This is a genomic window from Rhizobium sp. Pop5 (assembly GCF_024721175.1).
Lineage (GTDB): Bacteria > Pseudomonadota > Alphaproteobacteria > Rhizobiales > Rhizobiaceae > Rhizobium.
Genome location: NZ_CP099398.1, coordinates 79,348 through 98,824, shown reverse-complemented (window position 1 = coordinate 98,824; position 19,477 = coordinate 79,348). Strand labels below are relative to the sequence as shown.

The following is a 19,477-nucleotide window of genomic DNA, read 5'->3' as shown; positions in this document are numbered from 1 at the left end:
TCGGAAGCCGGATCATGAAGGTAAGGTCATCCGCCATCGCCATGCTTGCGCAACGCACCGATATGCTGCTTGCGGTGTTTTTCGCCTCCGTCGTGACGATGCTGGTGCTGCCGCTTCCGACAATCGTTCTGGACGTGCTGATCGCTTTCAATCTCTCCTTCGCTTTCGTGGTGCTGATCACCACGACCTATCTGAAGAGCGTGCTTGAAATCTCGACCTTTCCCGCGGTCATTCTGATCGGCACGCTGTTCCGCCTGGCCTTGACGATTTCCTCGACCCGGCTCGTGCTGGCGGACGCCGATGCCGGCGAGATCATCATGGCCTTCGGCGATTTCGTCGTTGCGGGAAATGTCGTCGTCGGGCTGATCATTTTCCTGATCGTGGCGCTGGTGCAGTTCATCGTGGTGACGAAGGGCGCCGAGCGCATCGCCGAGGTCGGCGCGCGTTTCACGCTCGACGCCATGCCCGGCAAGCAGCTCGCCATCGACAGCGACCTGCGTAACGGCCATATCACCACGGAAGCCGCGCAGAAGCGCCGGTCGCGCCTCGAACAGGAGAGCCAGTTCTTCGGGGCGATGGACGGCGCGATGCGCTTCGTCAAGGGCGATGCGGTCGCAGGATTGGTGATCGTCGCCGTCAATCTCATCGGCGGCCTGGCGATCGGTATCTTCCAGAAGGGCCTGAGCTTCGCCGAGGCCGCCCATCTCTATACGCTGCTGTCGATCGGCGACGGTCTGGTGTCGCAGATTCCGTCCATTCTGATGGCAGTCTCGGCCGGTATCGTCGTGACCCGCGTGTCCGATGACGGCAACGGCAGTCTCGGCAGCGATATCGGCCGCGAACTCTTCCGGGAGCCCCGTGCATTGGCGATTGCGGCGGCGCTGACGATCTGCGCGGGCTTCGTGCCGGGATTTCCCACAGGCGTGCTCGGCGCGATCGGCCTGTGTCTGGCGGGCCTTGCCTTCATGGTGCATCGCCGGCGCGCCGGCCCAGCCGCGGCCGGATCGGCAAATGCCGTGGAAAGCGCCAATTCCTATCCGCTCGACAGGACGAAATATGGCGATCCCGTCATCGCCACCGTCGCGGTGGAAACGCTGGCGCGGCTTGAGGCGATGCGACTCGGCGAAATGCTGGACGGGCGGATCCGCATGGCGGCGCGCGCCGTCGGCGTCTCCGTGACGGTGCCGACGTTCAACGCCGATCCCCGCATGGCCGAGGATCTGATCCACCTTCAGGTCGAAAACGTGCCCGCCGGTCTCGTCAGCTGCGGTCCCGAACGGACGGCCGAACAGATTGCCGACGACATCGTGCGCATCGTCCGCCGCCATATCGGCGCCCTGTTCAGCGTCGACGACGCGGCACAATGGCTGGGCAGCCTCGAACCGCGTCTCGGCAAACTGGCGATCGACGTCGCCACCCAGGTGCCGCTGATGCTGACGGTCGCGGTCGTCAGACGCCTGCTGGATTCCGGCGTGACGCTTTCCCAGCCGCGCGGACTGCTGGAAGTGATGCTGCACGCCGGCACCGATCACGCGCCGGATGCCCTGGCCGAAATGGCGCGCGCCGCGCTGGTCAAGCAGATCGCCTTCGGGCTTCTCGACCGGCGCGGATTGCTGCCGGCGCTGGTGCTTCCCGCCGAATGGGACCACTTCATCCGCTCCTATGACGCCGCTGGAGCGACCGAGAAGATCGAGATAGCCGAAAGGCTGCGCCTGCTGGCCGAGAAAGCCAGGCAGGCTCTCGAGGACGCCAACGAGCGGGGATACGATCCCATCATCATCGTGCCGGGCGAGTGGCGCCTGCTCACCCAGACGCTGATGATCCACCACAACTGCCGCATTCCGGTGCTGGCGGCGGAGGAGATCGACAGGGATATAACGATCGAAACCATCGGAGAGATCGGGCAAATCCGGAACGCTGCCGGCTCCAAACAAAGGCCGGGCTGATAGAGCAAGTGAAGTAGACGAGACCAACTGGGGATGAATGCAATGTGTGGCGTAGATGGACAAAGGCCCATAGACTTCGACAGAACCTCCCGTTTCGACCTTGAGTCCGATTGCCTTGGCGGCAGCAATAGGGCCGACACGGATTTCACCGCCATCCGAACCCGCAAGGTCTCGCCCTTCGAAGATTTCTCCGGCAACCCGCCGACGCTGACCTCCTATGTGCCGAAGTCGCGGGAAACGTCGGAAAACGGCATGGATTCCGACCCCAAGGATCTGCTGCGCAAGCACATCAACTGGCAATCCCACTCCAAGAAGGTGGATCCATCCGACGAGAAACAGGCCACGACTTTGCAGACCACGACGGAAAAACCCGACCTCTCGAAAGAGGGCAGCGTCATCGTCGTCAACGAGCCGATCGTCGTGGATGGCGGCGTGTTCGACGGCAAGGGCGCGACCTATACGGCCTCGTCCAAGCTCGGCGATGGCGGCCAGTCCGAAACCCAATCGCCGCTGTTCATTCTCAAGAACGGCGCGACGCTCAAGAATGTCAATCTCGGCGAGAATGGCGCCGACGGAATCCACGTCTATGGCGGCGCGACGCTCGAAAACGTCAATTGGCAGAATGTCGGCGAGGATGCGCTGACGGTAAAAAGCGCCGGCGACGTCACTATTGTCGGTGGCTCCGCCAAGGGCGCGACCGACAAGATCTTCCAGATCAATGCCGACACGAGGTTCTATCTGAAGGATTTCGTCGCTGACGGCTTTACCACGCTCGTGCGCACCAACGGCGGCAAGCAGATCGACGCCGACGTCACCATCGACGGCGGGGCGTTCTCCCACGGCAGCAACGTCTTCCGCACCGACAGCTCACTTGCCAGCGTGACGTTCCTCTCCGATATCACGCTGGACGATGTGAAGAACTGGACGCGTGTAGGTGACAACCAATCGGGCGTCTGAGACGCCCGACCACCGGAACCGCAAAGCGAAGATCAAGCGGGCGGCTTAGGCTCCCGCTTTTCATTGCCGGCCTGGTCCTTGCCTGCGCGGCGGGCTGCTGCGCATTTCCGCGCCGATTTGCCGGCGCGCCGATTTCAGCTTCGGGTCGCCCTGGGTATCCTTGTATTCGCGCCGCGCCTCGGTCTTGGTCATGCGGTGTTCGTGCCTGAACAACGCGCGCGAAATGCGGATATCGAAAAACGCCGCGGCCACCATGATGCCGGCGGCAATGACGAGGATCGAGCCGAGGAGATGGGCTGTCGCGGAGAGCGTGCATGCTTCTCCGCAAAGAGGCGACCAGAAGATGCTGTTGAGGAAATAGAGGATCGCACCGCCGCCGGCGGTGGCGAGCAGGACAAACTTGACGAGCCCCTTGACGAACTCGGCGATGCTCGCGAGCGAAAAAAGCCTCTTGATGCCCTCGAACGGATTGAGCCGGGTGAAATCGAAGCTCATATGTTTGAACGATACGGGAAACCCCTGCCCGTCGAGGATCGACACCAGGATGGTCGCGGCAAGACCCGTGGCAAGCGGCAGCCAGATGAGATCGAGCAGCGCCACGCCGGTTTCGCTCAAGCCGACAGTGACGGCGTCGGAGAGGTCGGCCCGTCCGGCGGACTGCAGGCCGCTATCGAAACTGCGGGTGAAATCCTCGAGGATAGCAGGCAAGCCCCAGGTGACGTAGACGGCGATGGCAAGGACGGAGATCGCAACCGGGATTTCCTTCGAGCGGGGAACCTGGCCCTCGCGCCGGAGCCGATCGAGCTTCACCCGGCTCGGCGGCAGGGGTTTTTCCTCGGTATCGTCATTTTTGGCCATGGGTCACCTCCAGCATGGCTTTCACCTCGTTGAATCCGTCGATCCAGAGATCGTGGAAATAGCTGGAGATAAAGGCCGTGTAGATGACGAGAATGACCACGACCGCGAAGTTCTTGATGGCCGGCAGGCTATCGTTCAGCGGGAATTGTTTCGACGAGCGGCCAACGAAGGCCAGCGACAATTCGAGCGCGCAGGTGACGATCATGAACGGGGCGGCAAGCAATCCGGCCGCTTTGAACAGCCGGCCGAATACACCGAGGATCATGTCGAGCGGATCGTCGGGCATGGCGGGCATGAGCTTGAAGAGCGGCCAGAACTCGAACGACTTGTAGAAAATCGCGACCAGATCGATGATGCCGCCGGCGCTGACGAAAAGCACCAGGGCGATCGACATCATCAGCGAACCGAGCGGCGCGGTTTCCAGCGCGTTGATCTGGTCGAAGAGATTGGCGGCATTGGCGCCGCGATAGACATCGGTCATATCACCCGCCGCCTGGGCCGCCCAAAAGGGAATGCCGAGCCCCATGCCGATAAGCGCCCCGAAGCAAAGTTCCTTCATCGAAAGGGCGGCCAGATCGAACCAGGACGTATCTCCGAGAGCCAGCACCGAATAGGCGAAGGCGACGGAGGGCGCCGAAAGGCCGATTGCCAGGCCGAAACGCAGAATGCCGACGATGCTGAACAGCGAGAAGATCGGGAAGATCAGCAGGATCCCGAGCGCGCGGGCGGCGCCGAGCATCGCCGCGGCCGGTGCCGCGACCTCGATGCCGACGAGCGGAAGATGATCCGGCCCCATCCGCCCCGCCTCACTGAACCATGGTCGGGAAGTCGTTCAGGATATGAACGGAATGTTCGATCAGCGGCGTTGCCAGCACCCGGCCGAACAGCAGCAGGGTGATGGAGATCACGAAAATCTTGACGATCTGCGCGATGGTCTGCTCCTGGATTTGCGTTGCCGCCTGGAAAATGGCGATGATCAGCCCGAGAAGCGCGGCCAGGCCTAGAATGGGGCCGGCCAAGGCGAAGGTCGCCATGACGGACATGCCGATTTCGGCTGCGACCTGGTCTTCACCCATGACGGCAGGCCTTTCGCGTGGGCGCGGCAGGCGCTCGAACCGGGGCTTTCGTCAAGGCGCGATGCTCACTGCGCATAGGACAGCACCAGACCTTCCAGCAATCGCCGCCAGCCGTCGATCGAGACGAACAGCAGCAGCTTCAGCGGTGTCGACACCACGGTCGGGGACATCATCTGCATGCCGAGCGCCACCAGAATGGCGGAGACGGCGAAGTCGATCATCAGGAAGGGCAGATAGATCAGAAATCCGATTTCAAAGGCCCGCGTCAGTTCCGAAACGAGGAAGCTCGGCGTCAGCACGGTGATATCGTCGGAGGCAATGGGGGTTGCCGGCGCGTTTGCCCAGATCTTCTGCGACGCCTGCACGAAAAAGTCGCGCACCTCGGCGTCGGAAAATTTCAGCATGAAATCCTTCAGCGGCGCTGCCACTTTGATCATGCCGTCCGCCATGCCACTGACCGTGCCGAAATCGCCGCTATGGGCGAGCAGCAATTGCCAGCTGTTTTGCAGCACCGGGTTCATCACGAAGGCCGAGAGCACGATGGCAATCGCAAAGACCAGGAGATTCGGCGGCGTCTGCTGGATGCCGATCGCATTGCGCACGATCAGCAGGACGACTGAAATCTTGGTGAAGGAGGTTGCGATCACGGCAATGACCGGCAGCATCGAGATCGCCGCCATTGCCGCGAGGCTCTGGGCAAGAGGAAAGCTCTGTTCCATCAGTCGTGCAGCGCCGTGACGCGAACGGCGCTCAACCCATCCACGGAAATGATTTCGCCCCGTCCGATAATGCGGCCCTGGGCGATGATATCGACGGCGTCCGACAATGGCCTGTCGAGGTTGAACACATAGCCCTCGCCGATCGTCTCGAGTGCGCGCAGCGGCAACTCCAGCCGTCCGGCATCGAAGACCAGCTTGATCGGGATGCTATCGACAGGCGACGGACGCGGCTCGCCCTGCAATTCCTGATCGACGGTGTCATTCGTCATGAAATGCCTCATTGGTCCGGTTGGCGTCGACAGGAGCGGCTCGGTGAGGACCGCGCCTTTGTCCGAGCGCATGCAGGTTGCGAGGTAACGTTCACCCGTGATCGCGACCACGGTCTCCGCTGCCCCCCCATCGATGACGATGCCGTCCCCCAATCGCAGGGATTTGATCTGACCGACCGACAGCACGGCATAACCGCGCCGGATGTTGACCGCCGTCGTCAGGGCATTGAGCGTGCGGCGCGGTAGGCGGCTTGCCCAGCCGACGAGGCCGGCAAGGAAGGTTTCATCGAAACGGCCGCTCAAGGGCAGGCTCATGCCGCTCCAGCCGATTTCGAAGCCGAAATTGCCGCTGAAATCCGGCTGCGGCTCTGCACCGATCTGCAGCAGCGACAGGCTGATGCCGATCTTGTTCTCGATTTCCTCGAAGGCCTCGACGAACTGATGTTCGACCACCGCCGCCTGTTCGTGCGGTGACAGTTTTTCCCAGAGGAGCAGCGGTTCAAGCCTTTCGGCCAGCAACCACAATGCGCCGGCCGACGCAATCAGCGTCTGCTCCCGTTCGCCGACGCGGCAGAGAATGCCGACTGGATCGGCAATCCGCGCGGCTGCGATATCGGGGGACAGCGGGCGAACGGAAAGCGTCTGCTCCCGGACCGGAATTTGCCAGGCGGCGCGCATCGTCGTGCCGGAACGGGAAAAGAAGCTCCCGGCCATCGATGAGCGGGGCCATGCGGGCGCGGCGATATTCATCGGACAAGCTCCTCGAGCGCTTCGACGATCGCGCCGAACGGCTGCGGCTTGCCCTGGCCGTCAAACAGGAAGCGCTGGATGAGCCCGTGTTTGGCGACGGCCTCGTCGACGGCTGCGTCGCGCCCCTGGCGATATTCGCCGACGCGGATCAGCAGTTCCACCTCGTCATAGAGGGCAAGCAGGGCGCGCAGCCTGTCGGCTGCCTGGCGATGGCTCTCGCTCACCACTGCGCTCATCGTCCGGCTTCGGCTGGCCAGCACATCGATCGCCGGAAAATTGCCTGCCTTGGCAATCTTGTCGGAGAGCACGATATGGCCGTCCAGCAGCGATCTGGTTTCTTCGGCAATCGGATCGTCTTGCTCTTCGCCTTCGACGAGCACCGTATAGAAAGCCGTCATCATGCCGTTTGCGCTGTTGCCGGCACGCTCGAAGATTTGCGGCAGGACGGCGAATACGGAAGGCGGAAAGCCGCGCCGCACCGGCGGTTCGCCGGCGGCAAGCCCCACTTCGCGCAAGGCGCGGGCCATGCGGGTGACGCTGTCGATGACGAGCAGCACGTGTTTTCCCTGCTCGCGAAAATATTCGGCGATCGCCGTTGCCGTCATCACCGCCTTGAACCGCTCCAGCGCCGGGCGGTCGGATGTGGCGACAACCAGCGTCACATTCGAGGGGACGCCTTCCGGCATGTTGCCGGCAACGAATTCGCCGACCTCGCGTCCGCGTTCGCCCACCAGGGCGCAGACGATCACATCGGCCTTGTTGTTGGCGACGATCTGGGACACCAGCGTCGACTTGCCGGCGCCAGGCGCGCCGAAAATACCGATGCGCTGGCCCTGCCCGCAGGTCAGCAATCCGTCCAGGGCGGCAATTCCCGAGGTGAACGGCTGGCGGATGGGACGGCGCGACAAGGGGTTGACCGGCTGGCCGTAGAGCGGCTGCAGGAAACGCGCGTCCTCGCCGGCCGGATTGGCGGAGGGACGCAGGACGTTGCCGTGCGCATCGACGATCGCGCCGAGCAGGAAGTTGCCGACAGAGATCGCCGGCTCCCGGCCGGTCGGGACGATTTCCGTGCGCTGGGAGATGCCGCGGGTTTCGCCGTGAAGCGAGAGAAGTGCCGTCTCGCCGTCGATACCGACGACATCGGCGAGGCCGATGCGGCCCCTGCCCGGCTCATGCAGTTCGCAGAGCTCGCCGATCCGAACCGAGGGGATGAGCGCCCGCACCAGCAGGCCCGAAACACTCGTCACGCGGCCGCTCTGCCGTCGCACGTCCGTCTGTTCGAGCGTCCGCTCCATGCGAAGCAATGCGTCAGCCATGGACGAGGGCCTCGATCACGGTGGCGAGCTGGTCTTTCAAGCCGATCTGGCTTCGTCCCGCCGATGTCTCCAGGACGATCTCGCCGGCAGACATCAGCGGATCCGTTTCGATAGTGATGCGATGATCGATATCCGCAATTGCCTGGGCGATCATGGCGGCATCCTCGGGGGCGACATGGAGGGCGATCTCCTGGGCCTCTGCGGTCTGGGATATGGCGTGGCGGACCAATCGCCTGGTGCGTTCGTCGGCCTCCATCGATCCGAGGATCAATCCGACCGATTTCAGAACCACCGCCTCGACCCAGCTGTCGAGATTGGCAATCTCCTGTTCGGCTTTTCCGAGCGAGGCGGCAAGCCGTGCGGCGGCATCACGAACGCCCTGTTCGAACCCGTCGCGATAGCCGTTTTGGGCGGCCTGCTCGCTGGCGGCTGCAAGTGTGGCCTGGGATTGGGCGGCGTCCTGGCGGGCAGCCGCCAGAATTTGCGCCGCCTCCCTGATCTGGCCGAAGTTTTCCGCCGGAATGATGCGGTCGTGGCGTGCAAATCCCGAGCTCATCGTCCGGCGCCTTCCTGTGTGGAGGCGACCTCGTCGACGGCGGCCGTCGCCAGAACGAGCGCCGGGCTCTTCAACAGGGAAGCCGAGCCGTTTTCGGCCATGTCGCGCCAGCCCGCCCACCGCCATGCCGCAGAGATCCGATATTCGTCTGCCAGAAGCGTCAGCATCGACCAGCCATCGGCCTCGACGACATGCCTTGCCTGCTCGCTCAACAGATCAAGCGGCGGCGTTGCCGTGGAAAGATTGATGTGGCCGAGGGCGAATGCGACCGCTTCCTCGCCGTAGGCGGCCCTGAGCCTCGCAAGGGTCGGGCGATCGACCGCGGGGCAGAAGGCTGCGAGATGATAGGCGAAGCCCGCCCGGAACGCGGCCTTTGCGAGTCCGTCCGCGTCCATGGAAATCAGGCGGCGGGCGCCGTCGGCAAATGTGGCGGGGTCGCCATGGGCTTCTGCGATCTCCGTGAAAAGCCGCCGGTGCAGCCGCCGCGACAGGGTAGACCCATCGGCAAGGAGCGGCGCGGTCCCATCCCATCGGGCGGCCGTCAGCATATCCGCGGAAAGCAGCGCTGCCCTGCGGATCCTCGCCGCATCCGAGATCGCCTCGCCGTCCGAACGCGGCGTGCGCATGCTCAGCGCTCCTTCCGCTGCGGCAACAGCAGCAGCAGGCATGCCCCGATGGCGAGGATAATTGCGCCGATCACGGCCAGATTGGGGGCCTTGAAAGCCGAGAGAGCGCTTTGCACCATCGAGAATGGCGCTGCGGCGGGTGCCGGCGTCACGGTTGCCGCCGGGGCCGATGCTGCCGTTGCCGGCGGGGCCGCCGGCGCGCCGACCTCCGACCAGGGGCTGACCACCACCGAGACATCTTCGTAAGAGAGATCACGGATGCTGTTGACCAGAACGGACCGGCTTTTCATGTCGATCTCGTTGAGATTGGCGCCGGGGCGATATTGCAACACGGCCGCCGCCCTCGCCTTTTCCTTGATGAGCCCGCGGCCGTTTTCCTCCGGCAGCACCACATGGACGCGCGCCGTCGCCACGCCGTCAAGCCCCGAAAGCGTTTCGGCAAGCTGCTGCTCGATGGCGTAGCTCATCCGGGCTTTTTGTTCGTAAGGCGTCACAAGGAAGCCGTTGCCGGGAAAGAGTTCGGCGACATTTCCGAACGACTGACGCGGCAGACCGGCGCCCGCCAGCAACTCGATCGCCCGGGCATGATCGGCTGATTCAGCGGCGATCGCATAGGTCCCGCCCTTTTCGCTCTTCATGGTGACGGAGATGCCGGCGCGTTCGAGCAGGACCTGAGCATCCAACGCATCGCGCTGATCGAGTCCCGTCAGCACGTCCTGGCTGCAGGCGGCGAGGAACAGGCAGAGGGCGAGCATGGCGGCCTTCGGAAGGACTTTGCGCGCGGGCGAAGTGATCGGTGATCTCGCAAGGGCCGATGTGATCATGATATTCACTGGCCCTGCGTCAGCCGTTTGGACGACGACATCACCGACTGGGTGAGTGACGACAGCAGCGTCGTGCCGGTCGCGAATTGCTGTGATTTCTCCAGCCGGTCGATCGATGTCGTGATGTCTTCGATCTTCGGGCCGCTGTGATCCTTGTCCGCGGCAAATCGCACCAGCGGCGTCTCCGGCTGGCCGTTCCCGGCCACCGGCATGAAGAATGCCGACAGCCGGTCGAGAATGCTGGAGGGCCTGGTATTGCCTTCCGGTGAATAGGAGGGCGGGACGGCGTCGGACTCAGGCGCGATCTTGCGGCCCTGGATGTTGGGAATGGAGGTGAGTTCGGTTGGCCGAAGGCCGGCGAAATCCGCCGGCTGCAGCCCGATCCGCTCCGCCACGATCTCCGAGGTCTTCAGCACATTGCCTGTCGATACGCCATCAACGGGCGGCGTAAAGGCGCGGCCGGTAAGTTCTTCTCCGCTCATTGCAATTCCTCAACTCGGTACACGTCAACTGCAAACGATGAACGGGAACGCTACTCGTCGCTGCCTTCGTCGATCGCCTCCTTGGCGAAATTGAAAAGCGAATTGTTCAGCATCAGGGTGTTGGAAATCATGCCTGGCAGAAACGCGTCCACGGCAGCGGAGAGTATCTCGCTCTCGCTGTTCGGATCGACCTTTTTCGTCGTGCTGCCGGTGGTGTCCTTGGAACCCGTCTTATCGGTCGTCAGCTCCACCGAGACAGGGTTTGCGAGCGCCAGGTTGAGGTCGGAGTTCACTGAATCTACGGCCATATGAGCACTTCCATCAAGGAGTTATCAAAATGAATGCATGATTTGATATGGATAAAAAAACGGCCGGTCAATTGTTTAAACTTAACCGATGGTTAATTTTCGGAACTTGCAATCGGCATTGACAACTTTATCGACCTTTATATTAAAATTGAACGTTTTTTATCCGTAAAGCGCAGCAGATATCCAGATTGCGCATGAAATTCATACTTAAATTTATTGCTATCAAATGTTCACAGGCCAGACTGCCTCTACGCCAACCGGGCCTGTGAGTACCCAGATATTTGGTGTTGCGAAAGCGTCCCGGATCAGCCCACCGCCGTACCGCGGCGCTTCTCGATATCGGCGATGATCGCGTCCCAGTTCTCAGGGGTCAGCTCGCGCTGTTCCGGGTCGCGGGGCGCGGGGGCGACGCCGCCCTTGGCGCCGACGATCGGGCCGGTCTTGGCGTAGATGCCGACCGTGTCGTTGACAGTGCGCTTAAGCATGTCGTTCATCATGTCGGTCTGCTTGTGGAAGGCTTTTTCCTGCTTGATGCTCTGGTAGATGGCAAAGCCCGCCCAGGCCGCCCAGGACACCGCGCAGGCGACTGCGAAGGCGAGCGAGAAGCCGCCGGAGACGAGCGCTACCGTTGCGCCCGTGCGCCCGAGGAAGGTGGAATTCACCAGCATATTGGCAACGCCTGCGATGCCCTCGATCGCGCCGACCGTGTCCGCCGCGGTTCCGATACCCATGAAGATGAGATCGACCGGATCGCCCTTGCCACTGGTGAGCCCCTGCAGGAACTGGTAATATTCCACCGGCAGCCAGGCGACGCCGGCAACGGCGCCAACCGTCGTCCCGGTATTCTTGAAAAAGGCGGAGAGCACGCTGCGCTGCGCCCGCGCCAGCTCGTCGGAAACGCCGACGAGTGAACTGATCCCATCCAGCAGCGAAAAATTCGAGGCTTTGATCGCCGAGCCGAGCGCACTGCCCATGTGCGCGAGAGCGCCAAGGGCGTGCAGAACCACGATGCCGATGCTGTCCCAGGTCGGGCTGGTCATGTTGAGGCCGGCATAGATGGAGCGGGATGCGGTGAGCACCGACATCACGCCGGAAGAGAGCGCCGCCTTGTATTTGACAGGATCGACCCCTGCCGGCGCCGCCGTCGCGGTCTTGTCGATCAGCTTGGCAAGGTCGGCCTTGATCGTTTCGACGCTGCCGCCCGGTCGCATCGTCGCCCAAAGCGCGGTGAAGATCGTCGTGAAATTGGTCTTGTATTGCGCCATGGCATCGGCATTGCCCTTGAACAGGGTTTCCGCCAGCGCGTCGAGGCTCGGGGCGATGATCTTCTTGATCGCCTCTTCGGCGGTCTTGCCGTCGACGATGATTGGATCGATCACATCCGTGCCGGGCATCAGCGTCTTCATCAGGCCTGACATGGAAAGTCCCATGTCCTTGAGGCTCGATGTCAGATATTCGCTGTCGATATAGGGCAGATCGAGACTTTGGATGGTCTTGCTCCAGCCATTGTCCTTGGTGGCGAACATGCGCTCGGCGATCCAGGCGTCGCCCCCGCTGCCGGCGAAGAAGCGCCCGCCGTCTGAGCCGTTGGCGGCAATGCCCTTGCCGGCCAGCCCGGTGCCGATCATGATCGCCGCCATGACGTCGTTGAACGAATAGCTGGCGAGATTGCTGGAGGGCAGCGGCGAGACGCTCTTGTCCCACTCGGCATTGGCCGGCAACTTCGAGACCAGGCTGGCGCCCATGACGAGCCCTTCCAGCGCGGTCTGCACCGCATGGCGGTAGCCCAAGACCTCCTTGCCGCCGGGTGCGCTCAGGCGCGACGTCAGGCGCTCCAGATTGCCGGCGAGATCGCCGATGCCGATTTCTCCGGCGCCTACCTTGTCGAGCAGCGGACCGAGAAGCGCCTTGACGTCGGCCTTGAACTGATCGCGCACCTCGGGGCTGTCTGACCCGTAAAACTGGTTGGCCATCGCCTGGATGGTCGGGTTGAACAGGTGGGTGATATTGTTGGGCACGGTGCTGCCGAATTCGGAAGCGGCAACCTTTTTCAAACCGTCGAGGTCGATCTTGAGATCGGGGAACAGGCTGCCGCCGAGCCCGAGCGACTGGTCGAAATCCATAACCGGCAGGATGGAGCCGAGCCCCTTCAGTTCCCGCTCGGTCTTGTTGCCGGCCAGTCCCATGCGGATCAGGCCATCGAGCGCCGTCGTCGGATCGGAGATCGTCGGCAGCACGTTCTTGTCGAAGAATTCGGCATAGGTCTTGTCGGCAATCGCCGAGCGCTGCTTTACGAAATCGTCGGGAAGCACCATGGAATAGAAGCCGAGGGCGGCATTATATTCCTTGAGAATGGTGGTGACGTCCTTGCCGGATTTGAGACCGTCATTCAGCAGGCCGCCATTGACGATGTCGCGCTCAAAGGCATCCTCGACCTTCGTACGCAGGTCCTTCATCTTCTCGTCACGCGTTATCGTGTCGTTGATGATCTCGGAAGCGTCCTTGTTCGTATCGGGCGGCGCCACGCGATAACCGGAGAAGATCAGCTTGAAGGCCTTCAGCGCCTTCTCCGTCATCAGCGAGTTGACGTCGGGGTCCGAGCCCAGGATGGCGATCGACTTGTCGAGATCCTTCAGGATCTCCTGGTCGTTGTAGATGCCGCGCTGGTTGTCGCCGAGGCTGTCCTTGTATTGGCCGAAGGTCGCCTTGGTCTGAAGCAGATCGAGATACATGATCAGTTTCTGCTCGGCAGTGTAATTGTGAGGGTTTTTGACGACGTCGATGCTCTCGAAGGATTTGTCCTTGTCCTTCAGCCCTTCCATGAAGCCCTGATTGATCTCGCTCATGAAATCGGAATTGAACAGGAGATCGATGACCGGCTGGATCGGCGCGGTAGGGCGGGACGTGCCATTCGACGTGGCGGCCAGCGAAACGAACTTCGGACTGCTCGTCTGCGCCGATATAGAGGAGAAAATCGTCAGGGCTGCCGTCGTGGTCCCGTCAGAGGCAAAAGGCGATGCCTTCTTGACCGTGGTGCTCGTGGTTTTGCCCTGGCTCGTGGAATTTTCGGACTTTGGATCGGAATTGGCGTTTAGCCGGAGAAATGAAACCGTATCGATATCCGAAGATGCTGGTGCGATCGATGACATGCGTTCCCTTTGATTTTCTTTTTCCGCTTTTCGCGGATGACGTCGTTTACCTTACGTTAGGCATAAGATCGACCTTTGCGTGATAATTCAAGCCCGATCGCGACATCGCGGTTGCATAAAATGCAGCGGCCTCGCGCCTGGAGATCAAAAATCACATTTTTACCGAGGGGTCGCAGGGTATTTCCCAGGCTGTGGCGGTCATCGTTGCCGCCCCTCTGCCTCTACCAGATGAATGACGGGTCTGGCCCAAATTCGAGATGCACGGACTCGCCGGTGTAGCGTTCAAGCTTCTCGTTCAGCTGCTTTTCCATTTTGTCGAGCTTCTTCACGCCATTGGCCATATCCCACAGGCCAAGCGCTAGCCCGACGGCCGAGGCAACGAGGCCGGTGACCAGTCCGGCCGCGGCAAGGCCGGTTTTGGCGGCGCTGCTGAAGATGGTCACGACTTCCGGCGCCACCGTTCCGAGTCCGGAAAAGGCACGGGACATGGCATTGGTCAGATAAAGCATCGCCTCGGAGAAACCGATGAGCGCGTTGCCGGTACCGGCAATGCCGCCGATTATTTCGAGCGCGCCCTTGGCGCGGTCGCCGGCCTTCATCGACCGCGACGCCGAATAGAAGCCGAGGCCGGCCATGGCGAGGCCGCCGGCCGCGCCGAGGATCTTGCCTGCCGCTTCCATCGTCTTCGGCGAGAAGTTCATCGAGATCCCCTTGCCCCAGCTGCCAGGCTGATTGCCGAAGGCGCTGAACGGTTTGCCGGCAACGTCGAGGTTCTTGCCGAGACCTTCCATCGTCATGCCGACGATCTGTGTCGCCGAGCCGACCGCAGCGGCGATATCGGCCGGCGTCCACTTGCCGCCGACACCGAGGCCGCGCGCCACCAGCACGCTCGACATCGTCAGCATCTGCACGGCGTGCATCAGACCGGCCTTGTACACTTCGGCATCGATGCCGGCAGGTGTCCGGGTCTGGCGCGGCAGATCGAGCGAATCCTTGAAGGAGGCAAGCGCATCGTCGAGCTTCATACCGCCGCGCATCATCCGCAGAACGCCGTCGACGTCGCGTGCTATGTCCTGTGCCAGGTTCTGTTTCAGCGTCTCGCCGCCATCGGCCGGGCCGTTTTTGCTGATGAAATCCTCGGCGAAGGTGTTTGCCAACTGGCTGATGGCGTCATTCGTCGCCCCGGGCTCGAAGGTGTCATCCGGCCCCGACAGCAGCGGCTCGAGATCGACACCCTGGCCGTCGCCGATATAATGTTCCTTGACGATATTGGCGAAGGTGACGTTCGCGGCGTCGAGATGCGCATCGATATAATCCTGGGGCAGGAGATCGACGAGGGTGTTGAGTTCGGAATAATAATCCTTCAGGGCATCTTCGAAGCTCTTGCCGGCGCTCAGCGCCCGGTCGATCGCCTTGCCGCCGCCGATATCGATCAGATAGGCGTCTTCGATGTTGGTGAGCAGATCGGAATTCGCCGGGCGTTGCAGATATTCCTTCATGCCGCTCGCGAAGATATCCGAGAGATGCTGCTGCGTCGCCGGATCGGCCGTCAGCTTTTCGATCCGCGCATCGAGGTCCTTGCCGACGCGCTCGCCATCGGGCACGCTGTCGCCATACTGGTTCATATAGCCATTGAACTGCTGTTTGATCTCGATGAGATCGTAGAGCAGCGTCGCCTTCTGTTCCGGCGTCAGCTGGTCGAGGTGGTCCATGTTGTCGGGCGCGACGAAATCCCGGCTCACGTCCTTCACGGCGTCGCCGAGAATGCCGTATTTGAGTTCGTCGAGCTTCTTCAGCGTCGGCTCATAGGCGGTCGACGGAGCGTAGCCGCGCAGCAGCTTGCTTTCCAGGATGTCGTTCTCGTCGATCGGGCGCTCCACGACCGGCTCGATGGCATCCGAGCCCGACATGACAAGGTCCATCTTCTTGAGGCTCGATGTCAGATAGTCGCTGTCGATATAGGGCAGATCGAGATTTTGGATGGTCTTGCTCCAGCCATTGTCCTTGGTGCCGAACATACGCTCGGCGATCCAGGCGTCGCCGCCGCTGCCGGCGAAGAAGCGTCCGTCACCTGAGCCGTTGGCGGCGATCTCCTTGCCGGCCAGCCCAGTGCCGACCATGATCATAGCCATGACGTCGTTGAAGGAATAGCTGGCGAGATTGCTGGAAGGCAGCGGCGAGAAATTCTTGTCCCAGTCCGGATTGGCCGGCATCTTCGAGACGAGGCTGGCGCTCATGACGAGCCCTTCCAGCGCGGTCTGCACCGCGTGACGGTAACCCCAGACTTCCTTGCCGCCGGGAGCGATCAGACGCGAGGTCAGGCGCTCCAGATTGCCGGCGAGATCGCCAATGCCGATTTCTCCCGCGCCAACCTTGTCGAGCAGCGGACCGAGAAGCGCCTTGACGTCGGCCTTGAACCTGTCGCGGACCTCGACGCTGTCTCCCCCGTAAAACTGGTTGGCCATCGCCTCGATGGTCGGGTTGAACAGGTGAGTGATATTATTGGGCACGGTGCTGCCGAATTCGGAAGCGGCAACCTTTTTCAAGCCGTCCAGGTCGATCTTGAGATCGTTGCCCGGGTCGGTTTCGGGCGTGCTCACCTTTGCATCGACCAGGATCGCGGTGGCGCCGCTTTTGCTCTGGGTAAATCCGACGAAGCCCCGCGCAGCGGAGATGTCGAGTGCCTGCCCGTTGCCGCTCGGCGCGATCTTGCGTATTTCGCCGGCGTCGATGGTTTTTGTCGATGCAGAACGGCCAGTCACGTCTTTCTGGCCGAGGTCCACGACCAGGGTTTCGACCTCTTTCGATCCGCTGCCAACACGTTCCAACATGATTTCGTCACTCCTGATCGACGGCCGCACCCTGAACGGAGGCCCGGAAAGCCTCGTTAGGTCAGAAGTTTTTCAGTGATATGACAAATGGGTGCTATCGGAGCGGCAAAATTGAACCATTGACCCCCACATAGCGCTTCCAAATTATACCGCAGTACAAATGCTGGTGACACCGCAGTCGCCAAGGTGCGGCGCAATAGAGCACGCTCCCGTAGGGAATGCGCTCACGAGACAGATCGAAGTCGGTCCTCGGGCTCGGTTTTCAGACTGCATTGTCCGGCAAATCGGTATAAGCCGTCCTCTCGAACAAATCAGGGGACAACATGGAAACCGTGGAAATCAGCAGCCGCAGCGACTTCGGCCTTTGGGCAATTGAGCGGGCGCGGGAAATCGTAACGTCCGAGGGAACTGCTTTTGCGATGGCCGCTCGCGATATGGACGACGAGGCGCTTGCAAACGCTGCAGCCGCGCTAGGCAAGGCCATCAGCGATGCGATGGTGGAAGTGTTTGACGGCCTGATAGATGAATCGTGATTGTGAAGAGACAGCGGGTCACTGACCGATAAAAATTGGTCAGCACCGTCCGGGCTCGCCGTCTTCCCCTCTCATTGCAAACTGTCAGAAACTTGCATATATTTCTGACAAGAGAAATGCCATGCAAAAGCTGACATAGCAAATCATGGGACATGCTGAACGACTGCCGGAAGGATCCGCGCTTTCGGCAAAGAGTTTTTTGCATCTCGGAAATCGAGCCGCCCTGGATCAGGCTCTGTCGCGCCTGGCCGAGCGTGGCGAGCTCGTCCGGGCGGGCCGTGGTATCTATATGCGGCCCGTCAAAAGTCGCTTTGGCAGTCGGCCGCCGACGGTCGAACAGGCCGTAGAGGCGGTGGCGCAGCAGCGCGGTGAGGTCATCGTCTCGAATGGCGCCGCCGCGGCAAATGCCCTGGGCCTGACCTCCCAGGTCCCGGTCCGCTCCGTCTACCTGACATCCGGCCGTAGCCGGACGATGACCCTTGGACAGCAGACGGTCGAGCTCAAGCACGTGCCGCGCTGGCAATTGGCCTTGGCCGATCGACCTGCTGGCGTGGCGGTCCGCGCACTTGCATGGCTTGGGCCGGAGAGGGCCGATGAAGCACTGTCGCGGATCAAGCGAAAGCTGCCGCCGGAGGCGTTCGGCGAGCTGGTGGCGGCGGCTCCGCAGTTTCCGACCTGGCTTGCAAGAAGCGTAGGAAGGGCTGCGCATCGCTGATCTATTCCTGAGCTTGTCAAAGATGACCGGCGCGAAGCCTTGGCTGTGGCAGCCGACCACAGCGGACGGCCCATTCATCTCCTCGAAAAGGATGTCTGGGTCGTCTGGACGCTGCAGACGCTCTTTTCGTCCAAGCTCGGTGAGCATCTCGTCTTCAAGGGCGGCACCTCGCTTTCGAAAGCCTACGGTGTCATCAAAAGGTTCTCCGAGGATGTCGACCTGACCTACGATATCCGCGCCCTGGCGCCGGACTGTTGGCGACAATGACGAAGCACTGCCGAAAACCCGCAGCGAGGAGAAACACTGGACCAGCGAGGTGCGAAAGCGGCTTCCGGTCTGGGTGGCGGGCTCGGTGGAGCCGGTTATGGCGCGTTGCGCGTTCAATCTCTTCCGGCGGCAATCCGCCTCGAGGACGATACGCTCTACCTCGACTATGAAGCGGTGAGCAGCGGATCCGGCTATGTCGCCCCGAGCGTCATGCTCGAATTCGGAGCGCGTCGACCGGCGAGCCGGCCAGTATCCGCGATATCGACTGTGACGCGTCGGGCCAGGTTGATGGTGTCGAATTTCCGAAAGCGAGTCCCCGCGTCATGCACGCGGAGCGGACGTTCTGGGAGAAAGCGACCGCCATCCATGTCTTCTGCCTGCAGGAGCGCCTTCGCGGCGATCGTTTTGCCCGCCACTGGCATGATGTCGTCCGGCTGGACGATGCTGGTTTCGCCGACAAAGCATCCGCGGATCGGCAACTCGCCAATGCCGTGGCGAAACACAAATCCATGTTTTTTGCGGAAAAGGCGGCCGACCGCTCGCCCATCGACTACGCCGCAGCCGTCAACGGCAATCTGGTTCTGACGCCATCCGGAGAAGGTCTGCGTGCGCTCGGCGAGGATTACGTGCGCATGGTCGACGACGGCCTGCTGCTCGGCGATTCCGAGCCGTTCGAGCACCTGATCGAGCGATGCACGCAAATTCAGGCGCATGCCAACAAAAGCGACGCGTCAAAATAAGCAATTGCCGGCCCACAGCCGCACCTGCCCATTACTGTGAGTGCCCTGTCACCGACGCGGTTTGGCTTCGCGCCAATTATTAGGCGTTTGCTCGTGGCAGGCACCCTTGATGTGATGAGAGTGACCCGGTTATTCCGGCTCCGGCCTCGGCGAGGATGTGGCCAAATACCGCACGGGCGCGGGTTCGTTTGAGGAAAGTTGCGCCACGTAAAACGAAGATCCGGTGTGTTTGCAGTGAAGGCATTCTAATTCCCAATTTCAATCTCGCCGGAAGCCCGAGCAAGCTCAAAATCGCTGACGCGAGAATCGACACGGATGTTCCACTTGCCGCAACGGCACGTTCTCGCGCCAAGTGCCATCCTCCCACTGGCGCGCCGCACGCTTGATTGGCTCTATTCCCGCAGGGGGGTCGACAAGACGACGGTCACTTCTTGGCGTCCAGCGGATCGATGTCGCCTTTCATCAGGAAGGCCGCAATCTCGACAGGGCCAGCGCGCCCGGGCGTGACGATGATTTTTGCCATCGCCTTGTCTGAATGAAGATGCGTCGAAGCCG

The 19,477-nt window shown here is 61.7% G+C and carries 18 protein-coding genes and 1 pseudogene; 6 read left to right on the top strand and 13 right to left on the bottom strand.

Going from position 1 to position 19,477, the window contains the following annotated elements; translation table 11 throughout:
• The first annotated feature begins 14 nt into the window (after positions 1–14).
• Together NE852_RS00485 and NE852_RS00480 are read left to right on the top strand one after the other, a co-directional pair.
• The gene (locus tag NE852_RS00485) at positions 15–1,946 is read left to right on the top strand and encodes a flagellar biosynthesis protein FlhA (RefSeq protein WP_008534277.1); all 1,932 of its coding nucleotides are present in this window, start codon (positions 15–17) and stop codon (positions 1,944–1,946) included.
• A 42-nt stretch (positions 1,947–1,988) separates the two neighbouring features.
• Positions 1,989–2,903: a pectate lyase gene (locus NE852_RS00480; RefSeq protein ID WP_008534276.1), complete on the top strand. Its 915-nt coding sequence runs from the start codon at positions 1,989–1,991 to the stop codon at positions 2,901–2,903.
• A 60-nt stretch (positions 2,904–2,963) separates the two neighbouring features.
• On the opposite strand, the gene NE852_RS00475 is transcribed toward NE852_RS00480, so the two are convergent.
• The 12 genes from NE852_RS00475 to NE852_RS00420 all read right to left on the bottom strand — a co-directional run bounded on the left by NE852_RS00475 (position 2,964) and on the right by NE852_RS00420 (position 13,533).
• Positions 2,964–3,761 carry an EscU/YscU/HrcU family type III secretion system export apparatus switch protein gene (locus tag NE852_RS00475; RefSeq protein WP_029875508.1) on the bottom strand — a complete coding sequence of 266 codons (798 nt, stop codon included), beginning with the start codon at positions 3,759–3,761 and terminating at the stop codon, positions 2,964–2,966.
• Positions 3,748–4,557, bottom strand: a complete 810-nt coding sequence (locus NE852_RS00470; protein WP_008534267.1) for an EscT/YscT/HrcT family type III secretion system export apparatus protein — start codon at positions 4,555–4,557, stop codon at positions 3,748–3,750. Before NE852_RS00470 ends, NE852_RS00475 begins: the two co-directional genes overlap by 14 nt.
• Before the next feature lie 10 nt (positions 4,558–4,567).
• Positions 4,568–4,837: a flagellar biosynthetic protein FliQ gene (locus NE852_RS00465; RefSeq protein ID WP_004672590.1), complete on the bottom strand. Its 270-nt coding sequence runs from the start codon at positions 4,835–4,837 to the stop codon at positions 4,568–4,570.
• Positions 4,838–4,902: 65 nt separating this feature from the next.
• A complete protein-coding gene (gene sctR / locus NE852_RS00460; RefSeq protein ID WP_008534263.1) occupies positions 4,903–5,556 on the bottom strand; it encodes a type III secretion system export apparatus subunit SctR in 654 nt (217 codons plus the stop codon).
• Positions 5,556–6,575 (bottom strand): FliM/FliN family flagellar motor switch protein, encoded by a 1,020-nt coding sequence (locus tag NE852_RS00455; RefSeq protein ID WP_008534260.1) that lies wholly within the window; start codon positions 6,573–6,575, stop codon positions 5,556–5,558. The genes sctR and NE852_RS00455 overlap by 1 nt, the downstream gene beginning before the upstream one ends.
• A complete protein-coding gene (locus tag NE852_RS00450) occupies positions 6,572–7,891 on the bottom strand; it encodes a FliI/YscN family ATPase (protein WP_029875511.1) in 1,320 nt (439 codons plus the stop codon). The genes NE852_RS00455 and NE852_RS00450 overlap by 4 nt, the downstream gene beginning before the upstream one ends.
• A complete protein-coding gene (sctL, locus tag NE852_RS00445) occupies positions 7,884–8,447 on the bottom strand; it encodes a type III secretion system stator protein SctL (RefSeq protein WP_004672586.1) in 564 nt (187 codons plus the stop codon). Before sctL ends, NE852_RS00450 begins: the two co-directional genes overlap by 8 nt.
• Positions 8,444–9,073 carry a hypothetical protein gene (locus tag NE852_RS00440; protein WP_008534242.1) on the bottom strand — a complete coding sequence of 210 codons (630 nt, stop codon included), beginning with the start codon at positions 9,071–9,073 and terminating at the stop codon, positions 8,444–8,446. Before NE852_RS00440 ends, sctL begins: the two co-directional genes overlap by 4 nt.
• A gap of 2 nt (positions 9,074–9,075) precedes the next feature.
• Entirely contained in the window at positions 9,076–9,906 is an 831-nt protein-coding gene (sctJ, locus tag NE852_RS00435; protein ID WP_008534240.1) for a type III secretion system inner membrane ring lipoprotein SctJ, read from the bottom strand.
• Positions 9,903–10,379 (bottom strand): hypothetical protein, encoded by a 477-nt coding sequence (locus tag NE852_RS00430; protein ID WP_004672583.1) that lies wholly within the window; start codon positions 10,377–10,379, stop codon positions 9,903–9,905. Before NE852_RS00430 ends, sctJ begins: the two co-directional genes overlap by 4 nt.
• A 50-nt stretch (positions 10,380–10,429) precedes the next feature.
• Positions 10,430–10,687: a hypothetical protein gene (locus NE852_RS00425; protein ID WP_008534237.1), complete on the bottom strand. Its 258-nt coding sequence runs from the start codon at positions 10,685–10,687 to the stop codon at positions 10,430–10,432.
• A gap of 305 nt (positions 10,688–10,992) precedes the next feature.
• Positions 10,993–13,533, bottom strand: coding sequence for a hypothetical protein (locus NE852_RS00420; protein WP_225884182.1), 2,541 nt, complete (start codon positions 13,531–13,533; stop codon positions 10,993–10,995).
• Between the two features lie 25 nt (positions 13,534–13,558).
• Between NE852_RS00420 and NE852_RS00415 the strand changes: the two genes are divergently transcribed.
• The gene (locus NE852_RS00415; protein WP_004672580.1) at positions 13,559–13,849 is read left to right on the top strand and encodes a hypothetical protein; all 291 of its coding nucleotides are present in this window, start codon (positions 13,559–13,561) and stop codon (positions 13,847–13,849) included.
• A gap of 208 nt (positions 13,850–14,057) precedes the next feature.
• Here the strand turns inward: NE852_RS00415 and NE852_RS00410 are convergent, their stop codons facing one another.
• The gene (locus tag NE852_RS00410) at positions 14,058–16,667 is read right to left on the bottom strand and encodes a hypothetical protein (protein WP_258155636.1); all 2,610 of its coding nucleotides are present in this window, start codon (positions 16,665–16,667) and stop codon (positions 14,058–14,060) included.
• Positions 16,668–16,990: 323 nt separating this feature from the next.
• Between NE852_RS00410 and NE852_RS00405 the strand changes: the two genes are divergently transcribed.
• The 3 genes and pseudogenes from NE852_RS00405 to NE852_RS00395 all read left to right on the top strand — a co-directional run bounded on the left by NE852_RS00405 (position 16,991) and on the right by NE852_RS00395 (position 18,922).
• The gene (locus tag NE852_RS00405) at positions 16,991–17,200 is read left to right on the top strand and encodes a hypothetical protein (protein ID WP_004672578.1); all 210 of its coding nucleotides are present in this window, start codon (positions 16,991–16,993) and stop codon (positions 17,198–17,200) included.
• 145 nt (positions 17,201–17,345) lie between these two features.
• Positions 17,346–17,915, top strand: coding sequence for a DUF6088 family protein (locus NE852_RS00400; protein ID WP_225884183.1), 570 nt, complete (start codon positions 17,346–17,348; stop codon positions 17,913–17,915).
• Positions 17,908–18,922, top strand: a pseudogene (locus NE852_RS00395) (nucleotidyl transferase AbiEii/AbiGii toxin family protein). The gene NE852_RS00400 and the pseudogene NE852_RS00395 overlap by 8 nt, the downstream one beginning before the upstream one ends.
• Positions 18,923–19,477: the final 555 nt, after the last annotated feature.